The sequence below is a fragment of the Saccharothrix longispora genome (assembly GCF_030852425.1).
GTDB classification, from domain to species: Bacteria; Actinomycetota; Actinomycetes; order Mycobacteriales; family Pseudonocardiaceae; genus Actinosynnema; species Actinosynnema longispora.
In genome coordinates, this window is the sequence record NZ_NSDM01000001.1 from 1,045,693 (window position 1) to 1,059,389 (window position 13,697).

Here is a 13,697-nt window from a genome sequence, read left to right on the forward strand (position 1 = left end):
GGCCCGCCCCGCCGCCCGACCCGGAACCGCGACGAACTCACACCACATTCCCGGACGCGGAACTCCCGGGGGTGGTGAGTTCCGCGTCCGGGGCCGGTTCGGGTCAGATCCGGGCTTCCACGCGGCGGCGGCGGGCGATCTCGGCCAGGACCACGCCGGCCGCCACCGAGGCGTTGAGGGACTCCACGCCCGCCGACATCGGGATCGACACGGTCTGGTCGCACGTCTCGCGCACCAGCCGGGACAGGCCGCGGCCCTCCGAGCCGACCACCACGACGAGCGGGCCGGTCGCCAGCTCCAGGCCGTCCACGTCCACGTCGCCGTCCGCGTCCAGGCCCACGACCATGAGCCCCGCCTCTGCCCATTCCTTGAGCTGGCGGGTCAGGTTGGTCGCCACCGCGATCGGCATCCGCGCCGCCGTGCCCGCGCTGGTCCGCCACGCCACCGCCGTGATGCCCGCCGAACGGCGCTGCGGCAGCACGACCCCGTGCGCCCCGAACGCCGCCGCCGAGCGCACCACGGCGCCCAGGTTGCGCGGGTCCGTCACGCCGTCGAGCGCCACCAGCAGCGGCGGGTTGCCCGACTCGGTCGCGATCCTGAGCAGGTCGCGCGGCTCGGCGTACTCGTACGGCGGCACCTGGAGCCCGAGGCCCTGGTGCATCGCGCCGCCCGTGATGCGGTCCAGCTCGCCGCGCTGCACCTCCAGCACGGAGATGCCCCGCGACGCCGCCAGCTGCACCGCCTCGGCGACCCGGTCGTCCGCGTCGATGCCCAGCGCCACGTACAGCGCCGTCGCCGGGATGCCCGCGCGCAGGCACTCCACCACGGGGTTGCGCCCGGCGACGGTCTCCGGCCCGGTCTCGGCGGCCCGGCGGCGCTGCGCGCGCTGCTGCTCGACCTTCGCGGTCGCGTTCGCCCGCTTGTACGCGGGGTGGTTGGGTCGTTCGGCCGCCTTCGGCGTCGGCCCCTTGCCCTGCAGGCCCTTGGACTTCTGCCCGCCGGAACCGACGACCGCGCCCTTCTTGGAACCGGGGTTGCGCATAGCGCCACGGCGCTTGGAGTTACCAGCCACGAGCTCAGTCGTCCTTCAAAGTCCACATCGGACCGTCGGGGGTGTCCTCGACGGCGATCCCGGCCAGGACCAGGCTGTCGCGCAGGGCATCGGCCCGTGCGAAGTCCCGGTCCTCGCGGGCCTGCTGCCGCTCTTCCAGCAGCCGCTCCACCAGCACGCCCAGCGCCTGCCGGCCCGCGCCGCCACCCGACGCCGCGTCGTGCCACCGCTCCGAGAGCGGGTCCAGCCCGAGCAGGCCGGTCATCGCCCGCACGGACGCCGCCGCGGCGCGCGCGCCCGGGTCGTCCCCGGACTCCAGGGCGGTGTTGCCCTCGCGCACCCGCCGGTGGATCGCGGCCAGCGCGCCCGGCGTGCCCATGTCGTCGTCCATCGACGCGACGAAGGTCTGCGACAGCGCGCCGTCGTCCTCCACCGCGCCGGTCCGCTCGACCACGCGCCGCAGGAACGACTCGATCCGCCGGTAGGCGGACACCGACTCGTCCAGCGCCTCGGGGGAGTACTCGATCGTCGACCGGTAGTGCGGGCCGACCAGGTAGTAGCGCAGCTCGGGCGCGCGCACCCGCTCCAGCATCGCCGGGATGGTCACGGTGTTGCCCAGCGACTTCGACATCTTCTCGCCGGACAGCGTCACCCAGGCGTTGTGCATCCAGTACTCGGCGAAGTGGTCGCCCGCCGCCCGCGACTGCGCCTGCTCGTTCTCGTGGTGCGGGAAGATCAGGTCGATGCCACCGCCGTGGATGTCGAACGACGACCCCAGGTAGGCGGTCGCCATCGCCGAGCACTCCAGGTGCCAGCCCGGACGTCCCGCGCCCCACGGCGTCGGCCACGACGGCTCACCCGGCTTCGCGGCCTTCCACAGCGTGAAGTCGCGCGGGTCGCGCTTGCCCGTGGCCGCGGTCTCGCCCTGCTGCACGTCCGCGAGCTTCTGCCCGGACAGCGCCCCGTACTCGGGGAACGAGGTCACCGAGAAGTACACGTCGCCGTCGGCGGCGTACGCATGACCCTTCCCGATCAGCCGCTCCATCAGGTCGACCATCTGCGTGACGTGGCCCGTCGCGCGCGGCGAGGCCGACGGCGGCAGGCAGCCCAGCGCGTCGTACGCGGCGTCGAACGCCCGCTCGTGCTCGTACGCCCAGTCCCACCACTGCCTGCCGTGCTCGGCGGCCTTGGTGAGGATCTTGTCGTCGACGTCGGTGACGTTGCGCACGAGGTGCACGGTCGAGCCGTCGCGGCCCAGCCAGCGGCGCAGCACGTCGAAGTTCAGGCCGCTGCGCACGTGCCCGATGTGCGGAACGCCCTGCACGGTGGCCCCACAGACGTAGATCGACGCCGTTCCGCTGACCTGCGGGACGAACTCCCGCATGGACCGGGTCGCGGTGTCGAAGAGGTGGAGGCTCACACCGGAATGGTACGGGCGTTGACCAGAGGGGGTTGAATCGACCGGTCAGATGTGCTTGCGGAGCACCTGCAGGAGGCCGTCCGGCCGAGCGGCCGTGGGCAGCGGGTCGACGATCTCGACGACGCAGCCGATCGCCGCCGCGCCCCCGTCCGCCTCGGGGCTGTCGCCGACCATCAACACCTCCGACGGGTGCACACCAAGCCGGTCGCAGGCGATGCGGAACAGCTTGGCGTCCGGCTTGGCGAAGCCCTCCTGGTACGAGAGCACGTACTCGTCCACGCGGGTGTCGACGCCGTGGCGGGCGAAGACGGCCCGGACGTCCCAGGCGATGTTGCTGACGACGGCCGTCGGCAGCTCGGTGCCAAGCGCTTGCGCGGTGTCCGGGTAGGGCTGCCAGAACGGCGGGCTGCACAGGTTCTCGTAGAACGTCGCAGGGTCCGGCGCGCCGGCCTTGGCCAGCACGGCCAGGTGCATCTCCCGGTGGGCGACCGGGTCCAGGTCGCGCCGCTCCCACTCGTCGAGGGGGATGTCGAGCCCCTCGGCGACGCCGACGGGTGCGGTGAGCGCGCGCATCAGCTCGGCGTGCGCGGCCAGCGAGTCGTGCTCCAGCCGGAACAGCGTGCCGGAGAAGTCGAAGAGGACGGCGCGGATCGTCACCGGTGAGACGCTACTGGTCTGGACCTCGGAGGTCTCGACTCGAACACGAACGGAGACCAGGGTCACGGACCGCTCGGGCGGCGTCGCCGGTGGCCTTCGTCGGCGCGAGCCGCACGACCCGGACCGCGCCGGTGGGGGTGATCCGACACGACCCCGGGCCGACGCGTCAGGGCAGCGGCGTCAGGACAGCGGCACGAGCAGGGCCGTCGCGACGGCGGCGATGCCCTCGCCGCGCCCGGTCAGGCCCAGGCCGTCCGTCGTCGTCCCGCTGACCGAGACGGGACCGCCCACGGCACCGGACAGGACCCGCTGGGCCTCGTCCCGGCGCTTGCCGACCTTCGGCGCGTTGCCGATGACCTGCACGGCGGCGTTGCCGACCCGGTAACCGGCCTCCTCGACCAGGCGCCGCGCCTCGGCCAGGAAGTCCACGCCGTGCCGCCCGGCCCACCGGGGGTCGCTCGTGCCGAACACCGCGCCCAGGTCGCCCAGACCCGCCGCCGACAGCAGCGCGTCGCACAGGGCGTGCGCGGCCACGTCGCCGTCCGAGTGCCCGGCGCAACCGTCCTCGCCGTCCCAGCGCAGGCCCACCAGCCAGCACTCCCGCCCGGCCTCGACCTGGTGCACGTCGGTGCCGATGCCGACCCTCGGGATCACTGCGCTCCTCGTGCCGCCGACCCGACCAGCAGCGCCTCGGCCACCGCCAGGTCGAACTTCGTGGTGATCTTCATGGCGTCCTGGTGACCGGGGACCGTGACGACCGGCACACCCATCCGCTCCACCAGGCCCGCGTCGTCGGTCGCGTGCAGGCCCGACCCGTGCGCGCGCAGCAGCACGGCCGCGTCGAAGCCCTGCGGGGTCTGCACCACGCGCAACGACGCCCGATCGGGTGTGTCGATGACGACACCTTCCGGGTCGACCCGCTTCACCGTGTCGGTGACCGGCAACACCGGGATGACCGCCGGGTGCCCGGCCGCGACGGCGTCGATCACGGCCCTGACCACCTCGGGAGGGGTGAACGCGCGGGCCGCGTCGTGGACCAGCACGATCGTGGTGCCGGGGATCTCGCGCACCGCGTGCTCCAGCGCGAGGCGCACCGAGTCCGAGCGCTCGGCGCCCCCCGGAAGCACGTGCACCGCCCCGCCGGCCTGGGCCAACGGGGCGGTGACGGTGTTCACAGTGGCCACATCGGACGGAGGAGCGGCGATCACGACGTGCCGCACGCCGGCCTCCAGGAGGCCGCGCACGGCACGTACCAGCAGCGGAACGCCGTCGACCGGCACGAGCGCCTTGGGCATCCCGTAGCCCAGCCGCTCACCCCGGCCCGCCGCGGGCACGAGCGCGACAACACCCATGTTCGCGGTGTCCGTGTGCGGGTCCGCCGGTCAGGAAGCGGTGGCGAGGACTTCGTCGAGGAGGACCTCGGCCTTGTCCTCGTCGGTGCCCTCGGCCAGCGCCAGTTCGCTAACCAGTATCTGTCGAGCCTTCGCCAGCATCCGCTTCTCACCAGCGGACAGTCCGCGATCCTTCTCGCGCCGCCAGAGGTCGCGCACCACTTCGGCCACCTTGTTCACGTCACCGGACGCGAGCTTCTCCAGGTTGGCCTTGTACCGCCGCGACCAGTTGGTCGGCTCCTCCGTGTGGGGAGCACGCAAGACCTCGAAGACCCTGTCGAGACCCTCCTGGCCGACGACGTCACGCACGCCCACGATCTCGGCGTTGTCGGCGGGGACGCGAACCGTGAGGTCGCCCTGGGCGACCTTGAGGACGAGGTACTTCTTCTCCTCGCCCTTGATCACACGGGTCTCGATCGCTTCGATGAGGGCGGCACCGTGGTGCGGGTAGACGACGGTCTCTCCGACCTTGAAAACCATGTGTCCTCTGCCCCTTTCGCTAACCCCATCCTAACACGACGGGCAATCCCCTCATCGGCGTCCGGAGATCGGTTAGCGCTGGTCAGGGCCGCGAGGGGGTTGACAAACCACCCCGGTGCGTGCAACGGCCGAGGTCGATCTTGCTCCACTGTGGACGGGGGCGACGGCCTGCGAGGTACCACGTGCCGCCGAGTCGGCGGGTCCCCGTTAGGCTCCTCAACGGTGTCGGACCCGTTGTCACCGGGGACGACCCTGCCTGTCAGCACATCGGGAGGGATCGAGCAGCCGTGGGTCGCGCACACCAGAAGTCCGCAGCGCCTCGCCGCCTGGCCGTCGTGGCCGCGCTGGCGACGGGACTCGGTCTGTTCGCCGCAGGCTGCGGCGCGGGGCAGATCACCCAGACCGACCAGCAGGTCGCCGCGGTGAACGGGGCCAGCGGCCAGGCGGGCGTGATCACCGTCCGGGACGCGCAGTTCCTGTTCCCCGCCGAGCACGGCGCGTACGAGGAGGGCGACGACGCCCAGATCGTGGTCGTGATCGCCAACAACGGCACCGAGGCGGACAGGCTGCTGGCCGTGACCAGCGAGTCCGCCGACCCGGCGCAGATCGAGGGCGACGTCGAGCTGGAGCCCGGCTCGTCCATCCTGGGCGGTGGCGACCCCGGCACCGCCGGCGACGGCGAGACGTCCTCGGTGAAGCCGACCTCCTCGTCGGTGAGCCCGACCTCCGGTTCGTCGGCCCCGTCGTCGGGCTCGGTCTCGACGACCGGTTCCGCGTCGTCCACCGGTTCCGCGTCCGGTTCCGCCACGACCACGACCGGTTCGCCCACGCCCGACCCGTCGGTCACCACCACGACGGGCGGCAACACCTCGATCTCGAACCCGCCGACGACCTCGGGCAAGAACCCGTCGTCGGCCGAGCCGGTCGAGCCGGGGCAGGTCAGGATCGTGCTGAAGAACCTGAAGAAGACCCTGCGGCCGGGCGAGACGATCCGGGTCACGTTCCTGTTCGAGAAGGCGGGCGAGGTGACGCTGGAGCTGCCGATCGGCGCGACCTCCGAGCCGCGCGAGGACGCGCCGTCCGGGCACTGAACCGGCGCTGACGGCGGTTCGCCACCCGTTCGGGTGGAGCCTCCGGCCGCGAGCCGCGAGCATCCGACGTCCACAGGGGTCCCCCGTCCAGGGGGACCCCTGTGGTCGATTCCGCCGGCGGACACCGACGACCCCGGGTCGTCGGCCGCGCGGCTGTGGACAACCGGTGTGCCGGGCGACCCTGTCGGGGGCGGCGGCTAGCCTGCCTCACCGTGGCGAAGACAGTGCGTGCGGCCAAGCCCACCTACCGGTGCGCCGAGTGCGGGCACGAGGTGGCGAAGTGGGTCGGCCGCTGCCCCGAGTGCCAGGCCTGGGGCACGGTCGAGGAGCGGGGCGCCCCGGCTCCCGCGCGCTTCCTCGCCGGCACGCCCAGCAGCGCGGCCCGGCCCATCGCGCAGGTCGACGTCGAGTCCGCCCGCGCCGTCCCGACCGGCGTCGGGGAGCTCGACCGGGTGCTCGGCGGCGGTCTCGTGCCGGGCGCGGTCGTCCTCCTCGCGGGTGAACCCGGGGTCGGCAAGTCGACGCTGCTGCTGGAGGTCGCGCACCAGTGGGCGTCCTCGGGCAGCCGGTGCCTCTACGTCACCGGTGAGGAGTCGGCCGGTCAGGTGCGGCTGCGCGCCGACCGGACCGGGAACCTCCACGAGGAGATCTACCTGGCCGCCGAGAGCGACATCTCCGCCGTCCTCGGGCAGGTCGACGCGGTCAAACCGGGCATGCTGATCGTCGACTCCGTGCAGACGATGTCCTCCCCGAGCGTGGACGGCACGCCGGGCGGCGTCAGCCAGGTCCGCGCCGTCACGTCCGGCCTGATCGCGGTGGCCAAGGAGCGCAACCTGCCGATCGTGCTGGTGGGCCACGTCACGAAGGAGGGCTCGGTCGCCGGTCCGCGCGTCCTGGAGCACCTGGTGGACGTGGTGCTCCAGTTCGAGGGTGACCGGCACTCCTCGCTGCGGCTGCTGCGCGGCATCAAGAACCGGTACGGCGCGGCCGACGAGGTGGGCTGCTTCGAGCTGCGCGACGACGGCATCGTGGGCGTGCCCGACCCGTCCGGGCTGTTCCTGAACCGGCGCGAGCAGGCGGTGTCCGGCACCGCGGTCACCGTGGTGGTGGAGGGCAAGCGGCCGATGCTGGGCGAGGTGCAGGCGCTGGTGGCGCCCACCGCCCTGCCCGCGCCCCGGCGCGCGGTGAGCGGGCTGGACTCGGCCCGCCTGGCGATGGTCCTCGCGGTGCTGGAGAAGCGCGGCAAGGTCGCGCTCGGCAACAAGGACGTGTTCACCGCGACGGTCGGCGGCATGCGGCTCACCGAGCCCGCCGTGGACCTCGCGGTGGCGTTGGCGGTCGCCTCGGCCGCCATCGACGTCCCGCTGCCGCACGACCTGGTCGTCGTGGGCGAGGTCGGCCTGTCCGGCGAGCTGCGCCGCGTCAACGGCGTCGGTCGCAGGCTCAGCGAGGCGGCCCGGCTCGGCTACACCAAGGCCCTGGTGCCGCCGGACGCCGGGAAGCTGCCCCCGGAGACCCGCGCCCTGGTCGCCAACGACCTGTTCGAGGCCCTCCAGCTGCTCAAGCTCAAGAAGTGACGAACGGCCCCCACCGGGCGGTGGGGGCCGTTCGTCGGGACGCACCCGGCAGCGCCTGCCGGGACGGCCTACTTGGACGCCGCGAGCAGCTGCGCGCAGCGGATCAGGCCCAGGTGGCTGTACGCCTGGGGGTGGTTGCCCAGGGAGCGCTCCGCGATGGGGTCGTACTCCTCGGGCAGCAGGCCGGTGGGGCCGGCCGCGTCGACCATCTGGGCGAACAGCTCCTCGGCCTCGGTGCGACGGCCGGTGAGCAGGTAGGACTCGATCATCCACGCCGCGCAGAGGTGGAAGCCGCCCTCGTCGCCGGGCAGGCCGTCGTCGCGCCGGTAGCGGTAGACGGTGGACCCGGAGCGCAGTTCGGCCTCGATCGCCGTCACGGTGGCCTGGAAGCGGTCGTCGGCGGGGTCGATCAGGCCGGACAGGCCGACGTGCAGGGAGGCGGCGTCGAGGTCGTCGCCGTCGTAGGCGGTGGTGAACGACTGCGCTTCCTCGCTCCAGCCGTGCTTGAGCACGTCGCCCGCGATGGTGTCGCGCAGCACCGGCCACGACGGGTCGACGTCGCGCCCGTAGGTCTCGGCGAGCCGCACCGCCCGGTCCAGCGTCACCCAGCACATGACCTTGGAGTACACGTGGTGGCGCGGCGCGTGCCGCTCCTCCCAGATGCCGTGGTCGGGCTCGTGCCAGCGGCGGGCGACCGCCTCGGCCATCGCCTGCACCATCAGCCAGTCCTGGTCGGTGAGCGTGCCGCGGGCCGCGGCGAGCTGCACCACCAGGTCGACGACCGGGCCGAACACGTCCAGCTGGACCTGCTGGTTGGCCAGGTTGCCGACGCGCACGGGGCGTGAGCCCGCGTAGCCCGGCAGGGTGTCGATGACCGCTTCCGCGCCCAGCATGGTGCCGTGGAGCGTGTAGAGCGGGTGCAGGCGCTCGGGGCCGGGCAGCGTGGCCAGCACGCCGTGCACCCAGCCCAGGAAGGCCTCGGCCTCGCTCGTGGAGCCGACGGAGACCAGGGCCTGCGCGGTGAGCGCGGCGTCGCGCAGCCAGCAGTACCGGTAGTCCCAGTTGCGGATGCCGCCCAGCTCCTCCGGCAGCGAGGTGGTCGCGGCGGCCATGATCGCGCCGGTGTCGTGGTGCACCAGGCCCTTCAGCGTCAGGGCGGAGCGCACGACGAGGTCCGGTTCGACGGCGGGCACCTTGAGCGTGGCCGCCCAGTCCGACCAGTACGAGCCCGCGCGGGCGCGGCGCTCGGCCTCGCCCAGGGTGGCCTCGGACAGGTCGTCGGTGCCGCAGCGCAGCTCCAGCAGGATCGGCGCGCCCTCGCGGGGCCGGACGACCGCGGTGGCGGTCTCCTGCTGGCCGTCGGAGGTGATCTGCCAGTCCACGCCGGGGGAGCGCAGCACCATCGGGTCCGAGGTGCCGACCACGCGCAGGCCGTCGCGCTCGCGCAGCAACCTGACCGGCACCTGCCCGAACTCCGGGCGCGGCGCGAAGGTGATCACCGCGTTGGTCGAGCCGGAGATGCGCCGCACCAGGTCGGTGCGGTGCGAGGCCAGGTCGTGGTCGAGGTAGTCCGTGACGAGCAGCCGTGACCAGCGGGTCTCCACGATCATCGTGCCGGGCACGTAGCGCTGGCCCAGCGGCAGCGACCCGTGCTCGGGCTTGATCGAGAAGTGCCCGGCCGAGGGGCCGCCGAGCAGGTCGGCGAACACCGCCGCCGAGTCCGGCTCCGGGTGGCACAGCCAGTTCACCCGCGCGTCGGGGGTGAGCAGCGCGACGGACCGCTCGTTGGCGAGCATGGTCAGCCGCTCGATCGGCACGGCCTGGTCGCCGTGCAGCCACGCCCGGCGCTCCTCCAGCAGGAACGCCAGCACCGTGGCGACGTCGTTCGGGTCGCCGACGAAGTACTCGGCCAGCGACTCGCCCTCGCCGACCTTGATGCCGACGTCCGGACCGGCGAGCCGGGCGAACGCCTTCTCGTCGGTCACGTCGTCGCCGACGAACACGGCCGCGGTGGCCGACGCGCGGTGCCGCAGGACGTCGAGGGCGTGGCCCTTGTCCGTCTGCACCACGGCCAGCTCGATCACCGCCTTGCCCTCGGTGACCTGCACGCCGTCCCGGGTCGCGGGACCGGTGCGCACGGCGTCCAGAACCCGCTCCCCCACGGAGGGCTCGGCACGCCGCACGTGCACCGCGATGCTCGCGGGTTTCACTTCGAGGCCGACGCCCTCGTGCCCGGCGACGACCTCCTCCAACTCGGTTTCCAAACGGCGGTGCAGCGCTCGCGCGTCGGCGTCGAGCGCGTGCACGAAGCCGACGTCGAACTCCGAGCCGTGCGAACCGACCAGGTGCACCTCGGACGGCAGGCGCGACAACGTCGCCAGGTCGCGCAGCGCGCGCCCGGAGATCACCGCGGTCGTCGTCTCGTGCAGACCGGCCAGCGAGCGCAGCGCGCCCACCGACTCGGGCAGCGGGCGCGCGTCCTCGGGGTTCGCCACGATCGGAGCCAATGTCCCGTCGTAGTCGCAGGCGACCAGCAGGCGCGGTGTGCGCGCCAGCTGCACGATCGCACGACGAAGTTCGGCGGGGAGGGCCTCGGCGGTCAACGCCCCTCCTCAATGCTCGGTGGGACAGGTCGGTGGTGTGGTCTGAACTGATTCAGATCGCGGGCTGCGTGCCCAGTGCGTCGAGGAACGATCGCGCCCATCGGTCTACGTCGTGTGTCAGAACTTGGCGTCGCAGCGCGCGCATCCTACGGCGGCCTTCGGCCGGATCGAGCGTGAGGGCGGATTCGAGCGCGTTCTTTACCCCGTCGAGATCGTGCGGGTTGACGAGGAACGCGCTCGTCAACTCGGCCGCCGCGCCGGCGAACTCGGAGAGGACGAGCGCGCCGCCGAGGTCGTAGCGCGTCGCCACGTACTCCTTGCACACGAGGTTCATCCCGTCGCGCACCGGCGTCACCACCATGACGTCGGCGGCCGACATGAAGGCCGTCAGCTCCCGCTTGTCGACCGATTGGTGCAGGTAGTGGACGACCGGGTGGCCGACGGTGGAGAACTCGCCGTTGATCCGGCCCACCGCCTGCTCGATCTCGCCGCGCATCTGCTTGTAGTGCTCGACGCGCTCGCGGCTCGGCGTGGCGAGCTGGATCATGGTCACGTCGGCGGGGTCGACCCGGCCGTCGGCGAGCAGTTCGTGCAGCGCGCGCAGCCGCACGTCGATGCCCTTGGTGTAGTCGAGGCGGTCCACGCCGAGGAGGATCTTCTTCGGGTTCCCGAGGTCTTCCCGAATTTGTTTCGCGTGCTTTTGCACTTCTTTGTCGCGGGCGAGCGCGTCGAGGCCGGCGGAGTCGATCGAGATGGGGAACGCGCCGACCCGGACCGTGCGGTCGCCGACCTGGACGACACCGGGGCGGGTGCGCACGCCGACCGCGCCGCGGCTCGGCTCCAGGCCCACCAGGCGCCGGGCCAGCCACAGGAAGTTCTGCGCGCCGCCGGGCCGGTGGAAGCCCACCAGGTCCGCGCCGAGCAGGCCCCGGATGATCTCCGTGCGCCACGGCAGCTGCATGAACAGCTCGACCGGCGGGAACGGGATGTGCAGGAAGAAACCGATGCGCAGGTCGGGGCGCAGCTCGCGGAGCATCGCGGGCACCAGCTGGAGCTGGTAGTCCTGCACCCACACCGTGGCGCCGTGGGCGGCGACCTTCGCCGTCACGTCGGCGAAGCGCTGGTTCACCCGCACGTAGGCGTTCCACCAGTGCCGGTGGAACGCGGGCGGCGCCACCACGTCGTGGTAGAGCGGCCACAGCGTGCCGTTGGAGAAGCCCTCGTAGTAGTCGGCCACCTCGGCCGCGCTGAGCGCCACCGGGTGCAGCTGGAGGCCGTCCTCCTCGAACGCCTCCACCTCGGCGTCCGCGATGCCCGGCCAACCGACCCAGGCGCCGCTGCGGGTGCGCAGGAACGGTTCCAGCGCGCTCACCAGCCCACCGGGGCTGTGCTTCCAGCGCTGGGTGCCGTCGGGCAGGCGCTCCAGGTCGACCGGTAGGCGGTTGGCCACGATCAGGAACTCCGCGCCGTTCTCGCCGATGCTGCTGCTCACCGGGTAGCGCCTCCTCAGGGAATCGTCTCGCCCACGTCGAGGTTAGTGGGAACGCGCAGGTTGGATGCCCTGTCGTCGACCCCGTCACACTGTGTTGACTTGACGAAAGTCCATCAGGTGAGCCTTCTCACGTGGAAAACCGGTGTTCAGGGCCTCACCTGCGGGATCGGGCCACGAGGCGGCCCAGCCCGGTGCGCACCGGGCGCCCCAGGTGTTCACCCAGGACGACGCCCGCCGCGAGCGCGAGCGCCGTGCCCGCGGCCAGCACGAGCGTCGACAGGCCGGCCGGGTCGCCCTCGGCGGTCAGCTGGTACAGCCCCCGGTAGGTCGTCCAGCCGGGCAGCAGCGGCACCATGCCCGCGACCGCGACCACCAGGGGCGGGGTGCGCAGCCGGCGCGACACGACCTTGCCGCCGAAGCCGACCGCGGTGGCCGCGACGGCCGCGCAGGTGATCGCGTTCGTGCCGGTGAGCGCGAGCAGGCCGTACGTGGTGGTGCCGATCCCGCCCGCGGCGGCGGCGACGAGGAGCGCGCGCGGCGGGGCGTAGCTGGCCAGGGCGAAGCACGCCGACGTGGCCGCGCCGGTGGCGAGCTGCACCGGCACGTCGCCGATCAGCGGCGGCAGCGGGTCGGAGATGGTCGTCCGCACGCCGAACTGGACGCCCGCGCGCAGGGTGAGCGCGATGCCCGCGATGAGGCCCGCGGTGAGCAGGGCCACCTCGACCGTGCGGCCGGCGGCGGTCACGTTGTAGCCGGAGATCGCGTCCTGCACCGTGCCGACCAGGGACAGGCCGGACAGCAGCACCACGATGCCGGCGGCCACCAGCAGCGACGGGCGCGTGCCGGGCAGCAGGTCGGTGGCGTACATGGCCAGCGCCGCCGCCGTGGCCAGCGCCCCGCCCACGACCTGCTGGAAGAAGAACGGCAGCTCGCGGCGGTTGAGGAACCGGCCGACCCGGTCGATGACGGCGGTCACGAGGGCCGCGGTGGCGGCGAGCAGCGGTCCGCCGCCGACCAGCAGCGCCACCGACGCCGCCATGCCCGCCCACGCCAGCGTGGCGACCCAGCGCGGGTACGGGTGGTCGGCGCGGGTGACGCGGTCGATCTCGGCGTACGCCTCGGTCGCGGAGACCCGGTCGGTGGTGATCCGGCCGATCAGGTCCTCCACGGCCGTCAGCCGCGTGTAGTCCAGGCCGCGGCTGCGGACCACGCGCATCGACGTGACCGGCGCGGCCTCCGTGCCGCGGTGGCAGGACGCGGTGATCGAGGTGTAGATGACGTCGACCTCGGTGTGCGGCAACCCGTACGCGCCCGCGACCGCCTGGATCGTGGCGGTGACGTCCGCCGCGCTCGCCCCGCCGGCCATCTGCGCCTCGCCGACGCGCAGCGCGAGGTCCAGGACGAGGTGGACGGTCGAGTCGTCCGGGAGGGACGGTCCCTCGACCGGTCGTGCCTGGTGGTGGACGTTGTGCTCGCGACGCCACAGCCGCACGCGCCACGCCTCCTCGGGTCTTCCCACCTGCGGGTGGACCCCTCGCGGGCGGCCGCCACGCCCGACCGTGTCAGATTCGAGGCTGTGTCATGCGCCACCCCCGGTCGGGGTACCCGAGGCGGGTGAGTTGATCACTGTCCGTCTAATACTGTTGATACTGCTGGCCAGCGGTTTTACCGCCCGGCAAGGCCACCCGGACGGTACCCCGCCCTCCGGACGGACCAACCCGGGCCCACCCTGAGCAGACCGTTCGCCGCAGGTGGCACCCCGTGCGGGCGCTTACGATGTTCCCGGTCTCCGGGCCGTGCCGGTGTAGCTCAATTGGCAGAGCACTCGCCTTGTAAGCGAAAGGTTGCGGGTTCAAGTCCCGCCACCGGCTCCGAGATGATCATGACAGGCCCTCGCGGGGCCGCACCGCGCCACCGGCGGGTGGTGCGCGGTCC

11 protein-coding genes and 1 tRNA gene are annotated in these 13,697 nt (G+C 72.8%); 3 read left to right on the plus strand and 9 right to left on the minus strand.

Annotated elements, in window-relative coordinates; translation table 11 throughout:
- Nucleotides 1-103: 103 nt before the first annotated feature.
- The 6 genes from rlmB to CKY47_RS05350 form a co-directional block, all read right to left on the minus strand.
- Nucleotides 104-1,072 carry a 23S rRNA (guanosine(2251)-2'-O)-methyltransferase RlmB gene (gene rlmB / locus CKY47_RS05325; RefSeq protein ID WP_306744455.1) on the minus strand — a complete coding sequence of 323 codons (969 nt, stop codon included), beginning with the start codon at nucleotides 1,070-1,072 and terminating at the stop codon, nucleotides 104-106.
- A gap of 4 nt (nucleotides 1,073-1,076) precedes the next feature.
- Entirely contained in the window at nucleotides 1,077-2,471 is a 1,395-nt protein-coding gene (gene cysS, locus CKY47_RS05330) for a cysteine--tRNA ligase (protein WP_306744456.1), read from the minus strand.
- A 45-nt stretch (nucleotides 2,472-2,516) separates the two neighbouring features.
- Nucleotides 2,517-3,128, minus strand: coding sequence for an HAD family hydrolase (locus CKY47_RS05335; protein WP_306744457.1), 612 nt, complete (start codon nucleotides 3,126-3,128; stop codon nucleotides 2,517-2,519).
- A 180-nt stretch (nucleotides 3,129-3,308) separates the two neighbouring features.
- A complete protein-coding gene (gene ispF, locus CKY47_RS05340) occupies nucleotides 3,309-3,782 on the minus strand; it encodes a 2-C-methyl-D-erythritol 2,4-cyclodiphosphate synthase (RefSeq protein WP_306744458.1) in 474 nt (157 codons plus the stop codon).
- A complete protein-coding gene (ispD, locus tag CKY47_RS05345) occupies nucleotides 3,779-4,480 on the minus strand; it encodes a 2-C-methyl-D-erythritol 4-phosphate cytidylyltransferase (protein WP_306744459.1) in 702 nt (233 codons plus the stop codon). Before ispD ends, ispF begins: the two co-directional genes overlap by 4 nt.
- Before the next feature lie 30 nt (nucleotides 4,481-4,510).
- Entirely contained in the window at nucleotides 4,511-4,999 is a 489-nt protein-coding gene (locus CKY47_RS05350) for a CarD family transcriptional regulator (RefSeq protein ID WP_065915127.1), read from the minus strand.
- A gap of 287 nt (nucleotides 5,000-5,286) precedes the next feature.
- Here CKY47_RS05350 and CKY47_RS05355 point away from each other — a divergent pair, with 287 nt between their 5' ends.
- The gene (locus tag CKY47_RS05355) at nucleotides 5,287-6,090 is read left to right on the plus strand and encodes a copper chaperone PCu(A)C domain-containing protein (protein WP_306744460.1); all 804 of its coding nucleotides are present in this window, start codon (nucleotides 5,287-5,289) and stop codon (nucleotides 6,088-6,090) included.
- 212 nt (nucleotides 6,091-6,302) lie between these two features.
- Nucleotides 6,303-7,667 (plus strand): DNA repair protein RadA, encoded by a 1,365-nt coding sequence (gene radA / locus CKY47_RS05360; protein WP_306744461.1) that lies wholly within the window; start codon nucleotides 6,303-6,305, stop codon nucleotides 7,665-7,667.
- 68 nt (nucleotides 7,668-7,735) lie between these two features.
- On the opposite strand, the gene otsB is transcribed toward radA, so the two are convergent.
- The 3 genes from otsB to CKY47_RS05375 form a co-directional block, all read right to left on the minus strand.
- Entirely contained in the window at nucleotides 7,736-10,270 is a 2,535-nt protein-coding gene (gene otsB, locus CKY47_RS05365) for a trehalose-phosphatase (RefSeq protein ID WP_306744462.1), read from the minus strand.
- A gap of 52 nt (nucleotides 10,271-10,322) precedes the next feature.
- Nucleotides 10,323-11,762: an alpha,alpha-trehalose-phosphate synthase (UDP-forming) gene (locus tag CKY47_RS05370; RefSeq protein ID WP_306744463.1), complete on the minus strand. Its 1,440-nt coding sequence runs from the start codon at nucleotides 11,760-11,762 to the stop codon at nucleotides 10,323-10,325.
- 154 nt (nucleotides 11,763-11,916) lie between these two features.
- Complete coding sequence (locus CKY47_RS05375) at nucleotides 11,917-13,254, minus strand: threonine/serine exporter family protein (RefSeq protein ID WP_306744556.1); 1,338 nt, start codon at nucleotides 13,252-13,254, stop codon at nucleotides 11,917-11,919.
- Between the two features lie 306 nt (nucleotides 13,255-13,560).
- On the opposite strand from CKY47_RS05375, the gene CKY47_RS05380 reads away from it, so the two are divergent.
- Nucleotides 13,561-13,633 (plus strand) — tRNA-Thr (locus CKY47_RS05380).
- The last annotated feature ends 64 nt before the right edge of the window (nucleotides 13,634-13,697 follow it).